The organism is Leisingera sp. JC11, from assembly GCF_040704725.1.
GTDB lineage: Bacteria > Pseudomonadota > Alphaproteobacteria > Rhodobacterales > Rhodobacteraceae > Leisingera.
This window is the reverse complement of the sequence record NZ_JBFCVS010000001.1, coordinates 91,663-108,259: the sequence shown is the minus strand read 5'-3', so window position 1 is coordinate 108,259 and position 16,597 is coordinate 91,663. Positions and strand designations below refer to the sequence as shown.

General features: G+C 66.2%; 17 protein-coding genes. 13 read left to right on the top strand and 4 right to left on the bottom strand.

Going from position 1 to position 16,597, the window contains the following annotated elements:
* The first annotated feature begins 192 nt into the window (after positions 1 to 192).
* From AB1A62_RS00560 to AB1A62_RS00535, 6 genes are all read left to right on the top strand, one after another.
* Positions 193 to 480 carry a co-chaperone GroES gene (locus tag AB1A62_RS00560; RefSeq protein ID WP_366659158.1) on the top strand — a complete coding sequence of 96 codons (288 nt, stop codon included), beginning with the start codon at positions 193 to 195 and terminating at the stop codon, positions 478 to 480.
* 63 nt (positions 481 to 543) lie between these two features.
* The gene (gene groL, locus AB1A62_RS00555; RefSeq protein ID WP_366659156.1) at positions 544 to 2,193 is read left to right on the top strand and encodes a chaperonin GroEL; all 1,650 of its coding nucleotides are present in this window, start codon (positions 544 to 546) and stop codon (positions 2,191 to 2,193) included.
* 190 nt (positions 2,194 to 2,383) lie between these two features.
* Positions 2,384 to 3,277 carry an HNH endonuclease gene (locus AB1A62_RS00550; protein WP_366659154.1) on the top strand — a complete coding sequence of 298 codons (894 nt, stop codon included), beginning with the start codon at positions 2,384 to 2,386 and terminating at the stop codon, positions 3,275 to 3,277.
* Positions 3,278 to 3,371: 94 nt separating this feature from the next.
* The gene (locus AB1A62_RS00545) at positions 3,372 to 4,229 is read left to right on the top strand and encodes a DMT family transporter (RefSeq protein ID WP_366659152.1); all 858 of its coding nucleotides are present in this window, start codon (positions 3,372 to 3,374) and stop codon (positions 4,227 to 4,229) included.
* 45 nt (positions 4,230 to 4,274) lie between these two features.
* A complete protein-coding gene (locus tag AB1A62_RS00540; protein ID WP_366659151.1) occupies positions 4,275 to 5,054 on the top strand; it encodes an alpha/beta fold hydrolase in 780 nt (259 codons plus the stop codon).
* The gene (locus tag AB1A62_RS00535) at positions 5,051 to 6,199 is read left to right on the top strand and encodes an alpha-D-ribose 1-methylphosphonate 5-triphosphate diphosphatase (RefSeq protein WP_366659150.1); all 1,149 of its coding nucleotides are present in this window, start codon (positions 5,051 to 5,053) and stop codon (positions 6,197 to 6,199) included. The genes AB1A62_RS00540 and AB1A62_RS00535 overlap by 4 nt, the downstream gene beginning before the upstream one ends.
* Positions 6,200 to 6,328: 129 nt before the next feature.
* Here the strand turns inward: AB1A62_RS00535 and AB1A62_RS00530 are convergent, their stop codons facing one another.
* Positions 6,329 to 7,405, bottom strand: coding sequence for a 5-(carboxyamino)imidazole ribonucleotide synthase (locus AB1A62_RS00530; RefSeq protein ID WP_366659148.1), 1,077 nt, complete (start codon positions 7,403 to 7,405; stop codon positions 6,329 to 6,331).
* Positions 7,398 to 7,886: a 5-(carboxyamino)imidazole ribonucleotide mutase gene (gene purE / locus AB1A62_RS00525; RefSeq protein ID WP_366659146.1), complete on the bottom strand. Its 489-nt coding sequence runs from the start codon at positions 7,884 to 7,886 to the stop codon at positions 7,398 to 7,400. The genes AB1A62_RS00530 and purE overlap by 8 nt, the downstream gene beginning before the upstream one ends.
* Positions 7,887 to 8,154: 268 nt before the next feature.
* Here purE and AB1A62_RS00520 point away from each other — a divergent pair, with 268 nt between their 5' ends.
* On the top strand, positions 8,155 to 8,469 hold the full coding sequence (locus AB1A62_RS00520; protein WP_366659144.1) for a DUF1272 domain-containing protein: 315 nt from the start codon (positions 8,155 to 8,157) through the stop codon (positions 8,467 to 8,469).
* A gap of 39 nt (positions 8,470 to 8,508) precedes the next feature.
* On the opposite strand, the gene AB1A62_RS00515 is transcribed toward AB1A62_RS00520, so the two are convergent.
* Positions 8,509 to 9,792, bottom strand: a complete 1,284-nt coding sequence (locus tag AB1A62_RS00515) for a uracil-xanthine permease family protein (protein WP_366659142.1) — start codon at positions 9,790 to 9,792, stop codon at positions 8,509 to 8,511.
* Positions 9,793 to 10,030: 238 nt separating this feature from the next.
* Here AB1A62_RS00515 and AB1A62_RS00510 point away from each other — a divergent pair, with 238 nt between their 5' ends.
* Positions 10,031 to 12,070: an FAD-dependent oxidoreductase gene (locus AB1A62_RS00510; RefSeq protein ID WP_366659141.1), complete on the top strand. Its 2,040-nt coding sequence runs from the start codon at positions 10,031 to 10,033 to the stop codon at positions 12,068 to 12,070.
* Between the two features lie 187 nt (positions 12,071 to 12,257).
* On the opposite strand, the gene AB1A62_RS00505 is transcribed toward AB1A62_RS00510, so the two are convergent.
* Complete coding sequence (locus AB1A62_RS00505) at positions 12,258 to 12,482, bottom strand: DUF465 domain-containing protein (protein WP_174148795.1); 225 nt, start codon at positions 12,480 to 12,482, stop codon at positions 12,258 to 12,260.
* A 181-nt stretch (positions 12,483 to 12,663) separates the two neighbouring features.
* Here AB1A62_RS00505 and AB1A62_RS00500 point away from each other — a divergent pair, with 181 nt between their 5' ends.
* The 5 genes from AB1A62_RS00500 to AB1A62_RS00480 all read left to right on the top strand — a co-directional run bounded on the left by AB1A62_RS00500 (position 12,664) and on the right by AB1A62_RS00480 (position 16,597).
* Positions 12,664 to 13,077 carry an Hsp20 family protein gene (locus tag AB1A62_RS00500; RefSeq protein WP_019298576.1) on the top strand — a complete coding sequence of 138 codons (414 nt, stop codon included), beginning with the start codon at positions 12,664 to 12,666 and terminating at the stop codon, positions 13,075 to 13,077.
* A gap of 5 nt (positions 13,078 to 13,082) precedes the next feature.
* Positions 13,083 to 13,307: a DUF1150 family protein gene (locus AB1A62_RS00495; RefSeq protein WP_366659138.1), complete on the top strand. Its 225-nt coding sequence runs from the start codon at positions 13,083 to 13,085 to the stop codon at positions 13,305 to 13,307.
* Between the two features lie 115 nt (positions 13,308 to 13,422).
* Positions 13,423 to 14,571 carry a hypothetical protein gene (locus AB1A62_RS00490; protein ID WP_366659137.1) on the top strand — a complete coding sequence of 383 codons (1,149 nt, stop codon included), beginning with the start codon at positions 13,423 to 13,425 and terminating at the stop codon, positions 14,569 to 14,571.
* Entirely contained in the window at positions 14,568 to 15,716 is a 1,149-nt protein-coding gene (locus AB1A62_RS00485) for a hypothetical protein (RefSeq protein WP_366659136.1), read from the top strand. The genes AB1A62_RS00490 and AB1A62_RS00485 overlap by 4 nt, the downstream gene beginning before the upstream one ends.
* Complete coding sequence (locus tag AB1A62_RS00480; RefSeq protein WP_366659135.1) at positions 15,713 to 16,597, top strand: PhzF family phenazine biosynthesis protein; 885 nt, start codon at positions 15,713 to 15,715, stop codon at positions 16,595 to 16,597. The genes AB1A62_RS00485 and AB1A62_RS00480 overlap by 4 nt, the downstream gene beginning before the upstream one ends.

Sequence of the window (16,597 nt, the reverse complement as noted above, 5' to 3'; positions counted from 1 at the left end):
GGGGGTGAACCTGCGGCAATCAGAGGGTGCTCCGGCGCCCTCATTTTTTTGCTGATTCCGTGTTGACAACATGCGGGGGCATTCCTAGCTTCCCCTCGTTAGCACTCAGCCCTGATGAGTGATAACGGCCCCGCCGGGGAGGCGGAGGTCCAACTGATAACAACCTTTGAGCCTTTTTAAGGAGCTGCAAAGATGGCATTGAAACCGCTTCATGACCGCGTGCTGGTGCGCCGCACCGAAAGCGAAGAGAAAACCGCGGGCGGCCTGATCATCCCCGATTCCGCCAAGGAAAAGCCGAGCGAAGGCGTTGTGGTTGCATGCGGCGCAGGCGCCCGCAAGGACAGCGGCGAACTGATCGAGATGGCCGTGTCCGCTGGCGACCGCATCATGTTCGGCAAGTGGTCCGGCACCGAAGTGACCGTCGACGGTGAAGAGCTGCTGATGATGAAGGAAAGCGACATCATGGGCATCATCGAGTAAGCCCTCCGGCTGCTCTGATCCCTGATCGCTGAAACCCACAGAATTTCTCTAGGAGAGTGAAAAATGGCTGCTAAGGACGTCAAATTCGACACCGATGCCCGCAACCGCATGCTGAAAGGCGTCAACATTCTGGCCGACGCCGTGAAAGTGACCCTGGGCCCGAAAGGCCGCAACGTGGTTCTGGACAAATCCTTCGGCGCACCGCGCATCACCAAGGACGGCGTGTCCGTGGCGAAGGAAATCGAACTGGAAGACAAGTTCGAGAACATGGGCGCCCAGATGGTGAAGGAAGTTGCTTCCCGCACCAACGACGAAGCCGGCGACGGCACCACCACCGCAACCGTTCTGGCGCAGGCGATCGTCAAAGAAGGCCTGAAGCAGGTTGCGGCCGGCCTGAACCCGATGGACCTGAAGCGCGGCATCGACCTGGCAACCGCCAAAGTCGTGCAGGGCATCAAGGACATGGCCCGCGAAGTGAAAGACTCCGACGAGGTTGCGCAGGTTGGCACCATCTCTGCCAACGGCGAAGCTGAAATCGGCCGCCAGATCGCTGACGCGATGCAGAAAGTCGGCAACGAAGGCGTCATCACCGTCGAAGAGAACAAAGGCATGGAAACCGAGACCGACGTGGTCGAGGGCATGCAGTTCGACCGCGGCTACCTGTCGCCCTACTTCGTCACCAACCCCGACAAGATGGTCGCGGATCTGGAAGACTGCATGATCCTGCTGCACGAGAAGAAACTGTCTTCGCTGCAGCCGATGGTGCCGCTGCTGGAGCAGGTGATCCAGTCGCAGAAGCCGCTGCTGATCATTGCTGAGGACGTCGAAGGCGAAGCGCTGGCAACCCTGGTTGTCAACAAGCTGCGCGGCGGCCTGAAAATCGCAGCCGTCAAGGCACCGGGCTTCGGCGACCGCCGCAAGGCCATGCTGCAGGACATCGCGATCCTGACCGGCGGCCAGGTGATCTCCGAGGATCTGGGCATGAAGCTCGAGTCCGTCACCATGGACATGCTGGGCACCGCCAAGAAAATCACCATCACCAAAGACGAGACCACCATCGTCGACGGCGCTGGCGAGAAGGCCGAGATCGAAGCACGTGTTGCCCAGATCCGCACCCAGATCGAAGAGACCACCTCTGACTACGACCGCGAGAAGCTGCAGGAACGCGTTGCCAAACTGGCAGGCGGCGTGGCCGTGATCCGCGTCGGCGGCATGACCGAAGTGGAAGTGAAAGAGCGCAAGGACCGTGTGGACGATGCGCTGAACGCGACCCGCGCAGCCGTGCAGGAAGGCGTGATCGTCGGCGGCGGTGTTGCCCTGGTGCAGGCCGGCAAGGCGCTGGCAGGCCTGGAAGGCGCCAACGCCGACCAGAACGCCGGCATCAACATCGTCCGCAAAGCGATCGAAGCGCCGCTGCGCCAGATCGCCGAGAACGCAGGCGTCGACGGCGCCGTGGTGGCCGGCAAGATCCGCGAATCCGCGGACAACCACTTCGGCTACAACGCGCAGACCGGTGAATATGGCGACATGTTCTCCTTCGGCGTGATCGACCCGGCGAAAGTGACCCGCACCGCGCTGGAAGACGCGGCATCGGTTGCAGGCCTGCTGATCACCACCGAAGCCATGGTTGCCGACAAGCCCGCCAAAGAAGGCGCGGCAGCCGGCGGCATGCCCGACATGGGCGGCATGGGCGGCATGGGCGGCATGATGTAAGCATCAGCCATCCATCCGGATGACTTTGGGGGCTGCCTGAGAGGGCAGCCCCTTTTCGGTTTGAGGGGGGGGGGAAGAAGGCCCGCCTTGCGGGCCTGCCTCCGGCGGGAGTATTTGGGCAAAGGTGAATTGGGGAGGCTTCTTTTCTCCCCTCTTTTCGTTTTGGAAACAGCGCCCTAAAGTCAACGCCATGGTCAAAGCGGTTTTTATTCAGTCTTCGCATTCTGGTTATGACGACCAGCCTGGCAAAGCGTATCATTTCCCGAAAAAACACTATCTGAGCCGGGTCGAGCAAACCGTCGGCGACTGGGTTGTCTTCTATGAGGGGCGGCGCGGCGGCGGTAAAGGCTACCATTCTGTACAGCGAGTGCTGCAGGTGCAGGATGACCCAAAGGATCCCGCATTGGCTTATGCGCTTTTGGACACAGGCAGTGAGCTGTCCTTCGAGAATTTTGTTCCCCGATGGGTGGAGGGGCAAGGGCCGTATGAAACCGGGTTGCCCAGGTCGCGCGGCAGCAACACCAGCGCGGTCCGGCTGATCTCCGATACTGATTTCGCGCGTATTATCAACGCCGGTCTGGCAGCGCGCGAAGAGCCGAATGCCATCCCTCGAACCGGAGATTTCACCTTGGAGCCTGGTTTCGCTGAGGACCAGGCCGCCTTTGAGCCGCTGGATCAGCCACGGGAGGTTCTGCTGTCCCAGCGGGCCTTCCGGGATCGCAGTTTTGCAAGACAGGTCAAACATGCCTATGGCGGCCGCTGTTCAATGTCGGGACTGGAGTTGCGCAATGGCGGCGGGCGGCCGGAGGTCGAGGCCGCGCATATCGTGCCGGTTTCGGAGCACGGCCCGGATACGGTGCGGAATGGGCTGGCCCTGTCAGGAACCGTGCATTGGATGTTTGACCGTGGTCTTCTGTCTATCAGTGACGACAATGAGGTGCTTGTTGCGAAACAGGCAGTTGATGAGGCGACACTGGACCGCTTGCTGCTACCGGAAAGGCGATTGATCGAACCTGTGAACCCGGCATTCAAACCACACAGGTCATATCTTCGCTGGCATCGGGAAAACGTGTTCAAGGGTTAGAGTTCCTTGGCAGCGGCAAGTGTTCAGCTGTGGATCAATGGCTGACACGAAGAAATCAGTGGCCCCGCAGAGGCTTGCGCGCTACCCCTGTTCCATGCGCCTGTTTCTTCTCGTCTCCCTGACCATGATCGCTTTTGCCGCGAATTCCATCCTCAGCCGGCTGGCGATCGGGGACGGGCATATGGATGCGGGCAGTTTCGGGCTGCTGCGGCTGGCCTCCGGCGCGGCGATGCTGGTGATCCTGTGCCGGGTGCAGGGGCTGGCGGTGCGGCAGGGGCTGGCGGCGAGCCTGAAGGGCGGCGCGGCGCTGACGCTTTATATTGCCGGGTTTTCGCTGGCTTATCAGCAGCTTGACGCGGGCCTTGGCGCGCTGGTCCTGTTCGGGGTGGTGCAGGTGTCGATGTTCCTGTGGGGCGCAGTGCGGGGCACGCCGGTCGGCGCGGGCCAGGTGGCGGGCGCAGTGCTGGCGTTTCTGGGGCTGGCCTATGTGGTCTGGCCCGACGGCTCCGGCACGGCGCCCTTGGGCGCGTCGCTGCTGATGGCGGCAGCGGGGCTGGGCTGGGGGATCTACAGCATCCTGGGCCGGGGTGCTGCGCAGCCGCTGGCGGCGACGGCGGTGAATTTCCTGTGGTCGACGGCGATGTTCCTGCCAGTAGCCTTATGGCTGGGCGGCAGCACGGTGAGCCTGTACGGCGCGGTGCTGGCAGTGCTGTCGGGCGCCGTGACCTCCGGCATGGGCTATGCGCTGTGGTACCGGCTGCTGCCGCAGATCCTGCCCGCGGTGGCGGCCACGGTGCAGCTGAGCGTGCCGGTGATTGCGATCCTGGCGGGTGCGGCATTGCTGGGCGAAAGCATCGGTCTGCGGCTGGTCTTCGGCAGCGCCGCGGTGCTGGGCGGCATTGCGCTGGTGGTGCGGCTGGCGCCCGGGCGCAAGGTGCAGGCCGCCAAGTAGACGCGGGGGCTTCCCTGTGCTGCCGCTTGCGCTTATCTGGGCGTCATGCGTGATCTATTGAAACCCCTGCTTGCCGCCGCTGCGGTGCTGCTGCCGCTGCCTGCGGCGGCCGATTGCGTGATCCTGCTGCACGGGCTGGCGCGCTCTGAAACCTCCTTTGCGGTGATGGAGGAGGTCTTGCAGTCGCGCGGATACTCCGTGGTGCGGCCCGGCTATCCCTCGACCGAGGAGCCGGTTGAGGTGCTGGCGGAGAAGACCCTGCCCGCAGCCTTTGCCGCCTGCGGCGAGGCGGCAACCCATGTGGTCAGCCACTCGATGGGCGGTATTCTGCTGCGCCACTGGCTGCAGAACAACCGCCCGGAAAATCTGGGCCGGGTGGTGATGATGGGGCCGCCGAACCAGGGCAGCGAGCTGGTGGATGAGCTGGGCGACTGGGAGGTGTTCGGCCTGTTGAACGGGCCCGCCGGGCTGCAGCTGGGCACCGGGGCGGAGAGCCTGCCCAGGAAACTGCCGCCGGTGGATTTCGAGCTGGGGGTGATTGCGGGCAGCGAGACGCTGAACCCGCTGTTTTCGTCGCTGATCCCGGGGGCGGATGACGGCAAGGTCTCGGTCGAAAGCACCAAGGTTGCGGGCATGGCGGCGCATCTGTCGCTGCCGGTCACCCACACCTACATGATGAACAACCCGCAGGTTATGGCGCAGGCGCTGCATTTCCTGGAGGAGGGGCGGTTTGAGCCCAGCCTGGGCTGGCTGGCGGCGGTGGAAGAGATCATTGGCGAGGCCTGCCAGCTGAATGGCGGCTGCGAAGAAGGCGTGAACGAATGACTTTGGAACTGACCCTGCAAGGCGGTGATGTGCTGCGGCCCGGCGGGCTGGAGCGCGGCGGCGAGTTGGCCTTTGCGGACGGGCTGGTGGCGGAGGCGCCCGCCGGGCGGGTTGTGGACCTGACCGGCTATCTGGTGCTGCCGGGGATCGTGGACGCCCATGGCGACGGGTTCGAGCGCCACCTGGCGCCGCGCCGGGGCGCGATGAAGCAGATGGCGGAGGGCGTTGTCGCCGCCGAGGCAGAGCTGGCGGCCAACGGCATCACCACCGCGGTTCTGGCGCAGTTCTATTCCTGGGAAGGCGGCCTGCGGGGCCCTGAGTTTGCGGCGCAGGTGTTCGAGGCGGTCAAGGCGGTGCGCGGCTCTGTCGTGACCGATCTGCTGCCGCAGCTGCGGTTCGAGATCCACATGCTGGAGGATTACGCCGGGCTGGCCGCCAAGGCGGCCGAGTGGGGCGTTCCCTATGTGGTGTTCAACGACCACCTGCCGCATGAGCGGCTGGCGGCGGGCAAGAAGCCGCCGCGCCTCACCGGCCAGGCGCTGAAGGCGGGGCGCAATCCGGAGGTTCACTGGCAGATGCTGAAGGACATGCACGCGCGCCGGGCTGAGGTGCCGGACCGGCTGGATGCGCTGTGCGCGGAGCTCGCGGCGCTGGATGTGCGCCTTGGCAGCCATGACGACCAGACCGCCGAGGACCGCGCCGTCTGGCGCGAGCGCGGCGCCCGGATTGCCGAGTTCCCCGAGACGCTGGAGGCGGCGGAGGCGGCGCGGGCGGCGGGCGATCCGGTGATCCTCGGCTCGCCCAACGTGGTGCGGGGCGGCTCGCACAAGGGCAATGCCTCGGCTGTCGAGCTGATCGCCATGGGGCTGTGCGATGCGCTGGCCTCCGACTATCACTACCCCAGCCCGCGCCGTGCGGCGCTGATGCTGGAACGCTCCGGCCTGCTGGATCTGGCGGGGGCGTGGCGGCTGGTCTCGGAAGGGCCTGCGCAGCTGCTGGGGCTTACGGACCGCGGGCGGCTGGAGGCGGGCAAGCGCGCTGATATTCTGGTGCTGGACAAGCAGAGCCAGCGGGTTGCGGCAACGATTTCCGGCGGGCAGGTCAGCTATATGTCGGGGGAGGTGGCGGGCCGTTTCCTCGCCTGAGGGGGAGCGCCGCGCATCAGGCCGGATGGCCCTCTTTGCGGCGCGTGAAACCGGCGGGGCCGGTTTCACCGCCCAACCGCTTCTTTATGGTCTGAAATACTACGGGGATTGGGGCACTGCCCCAATCCGTCAGCTCTGCGGCTTCTGAACCCGGTTCACGTGGCCCATCTTGCGGCCCGGCTTGGCCTCGGCCTTGCCGTAAAGGTGGATGGCGCAGTCAGCCTCTTTCGCCAGTTCCGGGATGCGGTCCACGTCATCGCCGATCAGGTTTTCCATCACCACGTCGGAATGGCGCTGGCCGTCGCCGAGCGGCCAGCCGGCAACCGCGCGGATGTGCTGTTCGAACTGATCCACGGTACAGCCGTTCTGGGTCCAGTGGCCGGAGTTGTGGACGCGCGGGGCGATCTCGTTGACGATCAGGCCCTTGGGGGTGACGAACAGCTCGACGCCGAGGACGCCGACATACTCCAGCGCGTTCAGGATCTTGCCTGCCATCAGCACCGCGTCCATGCGCTGGCCGGTGCTGAGTTTCGCCGGCACGGTGGTGGTGTGCAGGATGCCGTCGCGGTGGACGTTTTCGCCGGGGTCGAAACAGGCGATCTCGCCACTGGTGCCGCGGGCGGCAATCACCGAGACCTCGTGGCTGAAATTGACGAAGCCTTCGAGGATCGACGGCGCACCTGCCATGGCGGCGAGCGCCTCGGCAGCGTCCTCCGGTGCCTTGATGCGGGCCTGGCCCTTGCCGTCATAGCCGAAGCGGCGGGTTTTCAGGATCGAGGGCGCGCCGATCTCTGCCAGCGCCGCGTCGAGGCTGGCCTGGTCGGTGATGTCGGCAAAAGGCGCGGTTTGCAGGCCGAGGTCCTGCAGGAAGGTTTTTTCCGTCAGCCGGTCCTGGCTGATGCGCAGTGCCTCGCGGCCCGGGCGGATCGGTTTTTGCGATTCCAGCAGGTCCAGCGCGGAGGTCGGGATGTTTTCGAACTCATAGGTGATCACATCGACGGAGGCGGCGAAGGCGGCCAGCGCCTCGGCGTCCTCGTAGCCTGCGGTGGTCACGCGGTCGGCGACATGGCCTGCGGGCGGGTTGGCGCCGGGCTCGAAGATATGGGTCTTGAAGCCGAGGCGGGAGGCCGCGACGGAGAGCATCCTGCCGAGCTGGCCGCCGCCGAGAATGCCGATGGTGGAACCGGGGGCAAGCACGTCAGTCATCGGCGGGCTCCTCCGGGATCGAGGCAGAGAGCGCCTCGCGCCAGTCGTCCAGGCGCTGGGCCAGGGCGGGGTCCTGCAGCGCCAGGATGCCTGCGGCCATCAGGCCCGCGTTGGCGGCGCCGGCAGAGCCGATCGCCATGGTGGCGACCGGGAAGCCCTTGGGCATCTGCACGATGGAATAAAGCGAGTCGACGCCCGAGAGGGCGCGGGTTTGGACTGGCACGCCCACAACGGGGACGCGGGTTTTCGATGCGACCATGCCGGGCAGGTGGGCGGCGCCGCCGGCGCCTGCGATGATCACTTGCAAGCCGCGGTCCGCTGCGGATTTGCCGTAGCTCCACAGCCGGTCCGGGGTGCGGTGGGCGGAGACGATCCTGGCCTCGTATTCGACGCCCAGTTCATCGAGGATATTGGCGGCTTCCTTCATGGTCGGCCAGTCGGATTGGCTGCCCATGATGATGCCCACTTTGATGTCGGCCATGGCTGGTGGCTCCTGTCGCGGCTTGTGGAGCGCGCACTATAGGGAATGCTGGGTTTTGCGCAATCCGGCTTGGGCGGGAAAACCGCGGGATATGCGCGGATTCAGAGGCTTTGGCGCTATGCCGCAGGGGGCGGCTCCCGCCCGCGCGGGGATGCAGCGGGGCTGCACCGCCCCCGCGGTTGGGCCTGGCGCCGCGCGGGCGCCGGTGGCGGGGCTTGCGGGACACGGGGAAGGGGGGCAGTGTGGCGGCTGGATCAGGGAGGATAGGATGCTGGAACTGCGCCCCAATTGCGAGCTGTGCGACAAGGATCTGCCGCCGGAGGCTGCGGAGGCGCGGATCTGCAGCTATGAGTGCACCTATTGCGCGGACTGCGTGGAGCGGGTGCTGCACAATGTCTGCCCGACCTGCGGCGGCGGCTTTGCGCCGCGGCCGATCCGGCCCAAGCGGGCCTGGCGGGAGGCGCTGAAGCTGGGGCTGGGGAACCACCCGGCGTCAACCCGCCGGGTGCATTCGAAGTTCACACGCGAGGATATTGCCGCGCATGTGGCGCGCATCCGGCACTTGAGGCCGGAGGAGCGTTGAGCGGAGCCGCCTTTGCAGCGGCCCCGCGTCTTTTCGGGATCAGTTCCGCTGCTGCGGCAGGATCAGGTTCAGCAGGAGCCCCGCAACGCCCGACAGGCCGATGCCTGCGAGGGTGAAGCCTTCGCCGAATTGCAGCGTCAGGCCGCCGAGGCCGATGATCAGCACGGTGGAGATGATCACCATGTTGCGGGCCTCCGACAGCGCCTCGCCCAGTTTGGCAAGCACCGACAGGCCGACCACGGTGACCATGCCGAAGAGCAGGATCATGATGCCGCCCATCACCGGCATCGGGATGGTCGACAGCGCACCGGACAGTTTGCCCGCAAAGGAGAGCGCAATGGCAAAGATTGCCGCCCAGGTCATGATCGCCGGGTTGAAGGCGCGGGTCAGAGTGACGGCGCCGGTGACCTCGGAATAGGTGGTGTTGGGCGGCCCGCCGAGCAGGCCCGCGGCGGCGGTGGCGAGGCCGTCGCCCAGCATGGTGTTCTGGATGCCGGGCTTCTCCATGTAGTCGCGCTTGGTCACGCTGGAGATCGCCATGATGTCGCCGAAGTGTTCGATCGCGGGGGCGATGGCGACCGGCAGGATGAACAGGATGGCAGCGAGGTTGAATTCCGGCGCGACAAAGCCGGGGACCTTGAACCAGGGCGCGTCCACCAGCGGGGCGGTGTTGACCAGCGCCTCGCCAGAGACGGCGCCCAGCACCAGCGCGGCGATGTAGCCGGCGGCGACGCCTGCGAGGATCGGCACCACCCGCATGATGCCGCGGCCGAGGATCGCCGTCAGCATGGTGGCGCCGAGCGAGATCGCGGCGAGCAAGAGCGCGATGTTGCGCGGCATCACCTGGGTGTCGCCCGCCAGGCCGGTGGCCATGTTGACCGCAACCGGCGCCAGCGACAGGCCGATCACCATGATGACGGGGCCGACCACCACCGGCGGCAGCAGCCGGTGCAGGAAGCCGGCGCCGAAGGCGCGGATGGCAAAGGAGAGCGCGACATACAGCAGGCCGGCCGCGGCAAGACCGCCGGTGGTGGCGGCCATGCCCCAGGTCTGCACGCCGTAGATGATGGGCGCGATGAAGGCAAAGGAGGAGGCGAGGAACACCGGCACCTGGCCGCGGGTCACGATCTGAAAGATCAGCGTGCCAAGGCCCGCTGTGAACAGCGCGACGCTGGGGTCTAGCCCTGTCAGCAGCGGCACCAGCACCAGCGCGCCGAAGGCGACAAACAGCATCTGGGCGCCGACCAGCGCCTGTTTCGGGGTGAATTTGTAGTCGGCGCTCGGGGCGGCGGGCACCGGTGTATGGTCGCTGGTGGCGGTCATTCTTCTCGCTCGTATCTTGGGTCTTCGCTCAGGCCCGGGCCGGGCTGCTGCCGGGGGTGCGGGCAAAATTGCAGTGCTCCTAAACGGAAAAGACCGCTTTGACCATCCGGTCAGGAAGGGTTTTCTGTGCCTGCGGACAGGGTGTCGCAACAGGGCCGGGGGGATGCCGGTTTTCTGCAAGCCAAGTGGCGGGCGGGCAGCTGTGCTGGCGGGGAAATTTTGCCCGGAAAGCCTTCCCATGAGCCAGCAGACCGACCCGCTCCTCCAGCCCTTGCAGTTGCGCCACCTGACCCTGCGCAACCGGATCATGAGCACGGCGCACGCGCCCTCGTTCCAGGAAGGCGGCCATCCGCGCGACCGTTACCGGCTCTATCACGAGGAGAAGGCGAAGGGCGGCATTGCGCTGACGATGATCGGCGGCTCGACCAATATCGCGCCGGACAGCCCCTCGGTCTTCGGGCAGCTTTATGCGGGCGATGACAGCATCATCCCGTGGTTCCGGGAGCTGACCGAAGGCGTGCGCAGCCATGGCGCGGCGGTGATGTGCCAGATCACCCATATGGGCCGGCGCACCGCCTGGGACGACGGGCACTGGCTGCCGGTGCTGGGGCCGTCCGGGCGGCGGGAGCGGGCGCACCGCGCCTTCCCGAAAGTGATGGAGATGGAGGATATCTCCCGCATTATCAGCGACTTCGCCGCGGCGGCGGAACGCTGCCGGGAGGGCGGGTTCGACGGCATCGAGATCCTGTCGCACTCGCATCTGCTGGGGCAGTTCCTGTCGCCGCTGGTGAACACAAGGCAGGATGATTACGGCGGCTCATTGGATAACCGGCTGCGGCTGACGCTGCAGGTGCTGGAGGCGGTGCGCGAGACGGTGGGGCCGGATCTGATCCTGGGGATGCGGGTGACCGGCGATGAGCTGGCGGAGGGCGGCCTCAGCGTGGCGGACTGTATAGAGGCAGCGCAGAAGATTGCCGCCACCGGCGCGGTGGACTTCCTGAATGTGCTGGCAGGCGCGCCCTATGACGATCTGGGGCTGGCCGGCTGGGTGGCACCGATGGGGATGCCGGCGGCGCCGGATCTGAATGTGGCGGGCGCGATCCGCGCGGCGGTGGAGCTGCCGGTGTTCCATGCCGGCGGGGTGGCGGATGTTGCCACCGCCCGCCATGCCATCCGCGAGGGCCGGGCCGACATGATCGGCATGACCCGGGCGCATATGGCCGACCCTTATCTGGTGCAGAAGCTGCGCCGGGGCGAGGAGGAGCGCATCCGGCCTTGCGTGGCGCTGGGCTATTGCGTCGACCGGGTCAATCAGGGCAAGCCCGCGGTTTGCGGTCATAACGCGGCAACAGGGCGCGAGGCGGTGATGCCGCATGTGATTGCACCCGCGGAGGTGCGGCGCAAGGTGGTGGTTGCCGGCGGCGGTCCGGCCGGGCTGGAGGCGGCGCGCGTGGCGGCGGAGCGCGGCCATCAGGTGGTGCTGTTTGAGGCCGGCAGCAGGCTTGGCGGTCAGATTGCGCTGGCGGCCAAGGGCATGACCCGGCGGCAGATCTGGGGCGTGGCGGACTGGCTGATCTCCGAGGTGGAGCGGCTGGGCGTGGATGTGCGCCTCAATGCTTATGCCGAGGCGGAGGATGTGCTGGCGGAGGCCCCGGATGCGGTGATCGTGGCCACCGGCGGCTGGCCGGAGCCGCTGGATATTCCGGGCGGGCATCTGGTGACCTCCAGCTGGGAGGTGCTGTCCGGCGAGGCGCGGGTGTCGGGCGAGGTGCTGCTGCTGGACGAAGTTGGCGACCATGCGGCGCTGGTCTGTGCGGATGTGATGGCACGGATGGGCTGCGCGGTCACGCTGGCCACGCCGGACCGGATGGCGGGGCATGATCTGGGGCCGACCAATTCTGCCGTGGTCCTGCGCGATCTGGCGCGGCAGGGGGTGGCGTTCGAGAGCCTGCTGGAACCCGTGTCCGTTGCTGCCGAGGGCAGCCGCAAGCGCGTGACCCTGCGCCATGTGCTGACCGGAGAGGTGCAGGAGCGGCTCGCGGACCATGTGGTCTCTGAGCACGGAATCACGCCGGCGGAGGACTTGTACCACGTGCTGAAGCCCAAATCGCGCAATCTGGGGCAGCTGGACCATCAGAAAATGATTGCCGGGCGCAGTCCCTTTGCAAAGGCGAACCCCGCAGGGGAATTCTGGCTGGCCCGCGCAGGCGACGCGGTGGCGGGGCGCAATATCCACGCCGCCGTCTATGACGCGCTGCGGCTGTGCAAGGATCTCTGACACAGCCGCATAGCACGACCGCAGTGCGCCGCCGGGCGCGCTGCCAGGCCCGACGCCTCGCGGCGCAGCTTGCCTGCGCGGAGAAGGGGGCGGGAGCCCCTGTTTAATCAAGTGAAACCGCCGCGTTCTGCAGCTTTCGCCCGTGCGGCTGTGGCACCGGCTGGCGCGCCGGCAGCCCGGCGCGGGGTCAGGCGATGATGTCCGGGGTCAGCCGGTCTTCGATCAGGGCGATCTTGTCTTTCAGGATCAGTTTCTGCTTCTTCAGGCGGCGGATCGTCAGCTGATCGGCGGTGCCGCGCTCTTCCAGCGCGCTGATTGCCTCGTCCAGATCACGGTGCTGCCTGCGGAAAACCTCTAACTCGACCTTCAAAACCTCATCTGTCTTCATCGACACATCTGTAGGTGCGTTCATGGGCGACTCAATTCGGCTGATGAATGAAGTGAGGGTGAAGATACTTCGTTAAGGGCTTTTCCGCTAGACCTATGGGCACATGGTCTTGTGAAACCAGAAAGAACTTCCCATATTCTTCGGGAAGCGGCTGCCGGAAGCGGGGCCGCGGATATCCGTCGCTTTGGCATAAAGGACGAACAGCGTGTCGAAACTAACCTTGGGCTCTTACCCGCATATGCTGGGGTTCGAGCAGCTGGAACGCCTCCTGGAACGCTCGGCCAAGTCGGGCAACGAGGGCTATCCCCCCTATAATATCGAACAGACTTCCGATCATTCCTACCGCATCACCCTGGCCGTGGCCGGTTTCGCCGAAGAGGATCTGGCGATCACCGTCGAGGACCGCCAGCTGGTGATCCGCGGCCGCCAGCGCGACGACAGCGAGGGCCGGGTGTTCCTGCACCGCGGCATCGCGGCGCGCCAGTTCCAGCGCATGTTCGTGCTGGCCGATGGCGTCGAAGTGGGCGAGGCGGTGATGGAAAACGGGCTGCTGCATGTGGATCTGACCCGCGCGCGCCCGGAAACCGTGGTTCAGACAATCAGTATCAGAAAGGGGTAAGAGCAATGCATACACCGTTTGACTTCAAGGATGCCGGCGACCGGACCGTCTATGTGAAGGCGGTTGCGGTGGCAGATCTTCCCAAGGAGGTGCAGAAGAGCGCCGGCGGGCGTGAGCAGCTTTATGCGGTGCACGACGCCGAGGGCGGCCAGCTGGCGCTGGTGGCCGACCGGCAGCTGGCCTTTGTGCTGGCGCGGCAGAACGACATGACGCCGGTCGCGGTGCATTGATCCTGCCACAGGTTCCGGCGCATCTGCCGGGAAACGCTTGATATTTCAGCAGACAGGCTCCCATCTTGGGGGCCTGATTTGTTTTGAACCGCTGATATTGCAAGAGAGGCATTGGATGATCCGCAGTTTCCGTCCGCTGATTCAGGCGCTGGGGCTGGCGCTTGGGCTGTCAGCCCTGGCCGCCCCCGCAAATGCTGACCCTTTCGTGACATGCGTGCAGCAGCAGCTGACGGATCTGGGCTATGCCCCCGGCCGGCCTGACGGGCAGCTGACGCCGCAGACCAGGGGCGCCTGGCAGGCGATGCGTCAGGCAAAGGCGGGCGCCGGGCCGCTGGCCGCGCTGCCGCCGCTGGCCCCGAAAACCGCGATCCACTGGTGCCGGGAGCTGCCGGCGCTGAAGAACGGCCTGGAGCGGCATATGCCGTCGGCGGCGCCGGTGCGGATCCTGGCGGACACGCCCAACGTGGAAAAAGGCATCCGCCAGGCCTACGGCAAGGTGCTGCGTTTCATGGACCGGGAATACGGCATCGTGCTGGCCGGGCATATCGGTATTGCGGCGGCGGGCAGTACCAAGGACGTGCAGGGCTATGTGCGCCGCCTGCTGAGGGATATGTCCAGCGCGCGGTTCAACCCGGACGCCTCCATCGCGGCCCATTGCAACAAGCCCTTTGGCGTCGCGGGCGCGGCCTATCTCAAGTTCATGTACATCTGCTGGGACAACCCGCATCAGGCGGACGGCGCCTGGCTCAAGCGGTCGCGCAAGTGGCTGGGGATGATGATGGCGCATGAGTACATGCACCTGGTGCAGGCGGAACTGGGCGGCGCCCGCGCCGAAGGGTTCAACGGCGGCTCGCTGCGCGCCCGCATGGGGCCGGCCTGGCTGGTGGAGGGCAGCGCCGAAGTGGTGGCGGCGCGGTTCGGCAAAAGGGCCCTGCGGCTGCGCGCACCGGGGCTGGCGGAGCTGCACGAGATGTCGCTGGAGTCGAAGAAGAGCCTGAACGGCATGCGGGCGCATAAGACGGTCCGCACCGGCGGCGATTATGACTTTGCCCATTACGCGGTGCATATCCTGACCCGGATCAGCGGCGAGGAGGCGCTGTTCACCTTCTGGCGGCGGCTCGGCGCCGGCCAGAACTGGGATCAGGCGTTCGAGGGCGCCTTTGGCATCCGCATGGGTGAGTTCGAGGCGCAGGTGATGGAGCTGCGCAAGCGCCCCGGCACCGCGCGCGCCTATATTTCCAAGATGCGGCGGAGGCAGTCTTGAGGGCTGGCGGGGGGCTGCGGCGGCTTATGCTGGCGGCGGGACTGGCCCTGGCGGCCGTCCCGGCTGCGGCGGACCCGTTTGTCGCCTGCGTGCAGAAGCAGCTGGCGGAGCTGGGGTATGATCCGGGAGCGGAGAGTGACCGGGTCACCTACCAGCATTGGCAGGCCTGGAAAAAGATGACCGGCAACCAGGGGGACCGGCTGCCCGGACGTCTGGGCCGCCTGCCGGGGCTTTCGCAGCGAAGTGCCGTGCACTGGTGCCGGGAACTGGCCACCCTGCGCCCGCAACTGGCGCGGCACATGCCGAACGATCAGCGCCCGGTCATTCACGCGCAGCAAGGTATGGCGCGCACCGCGTTGATGGTGAACTACCGGAAGGTTCGGAACTTCTTCCACAACAGCCTGAAGATGCCGATGGCGTCGCGGCCCGGCATCGCGGCGGGGGAAGACCGCAGCAGCCTGGCGCTGCAAACCCGCTACATGCTGGAGGACCTGGGGCTGCCGCCAATAGATTTTTCAGCAGTTATAGATGAGGTCTGCTCCATTGAAGGCGGATATGCGGGACGGGCGTTTCCCGGCCTCTTCATTCTCTGCTGGGAGAAGGTGGAAAAATACGATGCGGAATGGCTGGAGGCGTCATACCGCTGGCTTGGCCCCGTGTTGGCGCATGAGTACATGCATCTTTGGCAGGCGGAAGTTTCGGGCGAGTTCGGCATGCTGAAGCCGAACCAGGCGAATTGGTCCCTGGCCCATCCCCTGTGGCTGGTCGAGGGCGCCGCCGAGATGGTGCAGGAGGAGTATGCCTTCGAGGTGCTGGATGAACCCAGGGCGTCTCTCGGAGAGCTGCGCCGGGAAGCAAAGGGATCCTCCCGCAGTTTGCAGGAGATGCGCCTGTCGGAGGTGGCATTCGATGCAGACAACTACCCGCTGGCGCATTTTGCCGTGCGGCTGCTGGCCGAGGAGCACAGCAGGGCGGCGGTATTTGAATACTGGCACAAGCTCGGGCAGGGTATGGGCTGGCGGCAGGCCTTTGCCAGCAGTTTCGCAATGCCGGTTGAGGCCTTCGAAGAGGTGGTGGAGCGCCGCTTGCAGGCACCGCTTGGGAATGGGCGCGGCAAAGAGGCCGGAAAAGGAAAGAATCAATGAGCCTTCTGAATTTCGACTGGGTGGATGCGTTTTCTTCCCATGCATTTGGCGGCAATGGCTGTGCGGTGGTGCATGACGGCGCGCATCTGCCGGTGGAGGTCTGCACCGCCTACGTGCGGGAGACCTCGCTGGTGGAATGCACCTTCACCGGCCCGTCGGAGGTGGCGGACGTCAAGGTGCGCTATTTCCTGGCCAGCCGGGAGATCCCCTTTGCCGGCCATCCGACCATTGCGACAGTGGCGGCGATGCGGGACCGCGGGCTGATCGCGGGCGATAGCATCTCTTTGGAAACCGGTGCCGGGATCGTGCCGGTGCGGCTCGATGGCGATCTGATCGAGATGACCCAGATTGCGCCGGAGTTCGGCCCCGTTGCCGATCCGGCGCTGGTGGCGGCGGCGGTGTCGCTGCCTGTGGAGGCGATCGTGGGGCAGCCGCAGAAGGTCTCCACCGGGCTGCCGTTCTGCGTCACCGTGCTGCGCGACCGCGCGGCGCTGGAGGCGGCGGAGCTGAACCTGGAGGCGCTGGCCGCATTGGGCAAGTCGCTGGGCGCCGACGGCATCGACATGATGGAGCCGTTTCTGGTGACGCTGGAGGGGGCAACGGAGGCGGGCGACACCTTCTCGCGCCTCCTGATGGCGCCGCCGAGCCCGCCGGAGGATCCCTTCACCGGCTCCGCCACCGGCGCGATGGCGTCGTACCTGTGGAAGCACGGGCTTACGGACAAGGCGGAATTCACCGCCGAGCAGGGCCACAGCATGGGCCGCCCCGGCCAGGCGCGGGTGGCGCGGGTCGGCCCGGCGGGCGCCATCGAAGGGGTGCGGGTCGCGGGCGAGGGCTTTGTGCTGATGCGCGGCACGGTGGATTTGCCGGACACGGTCTGA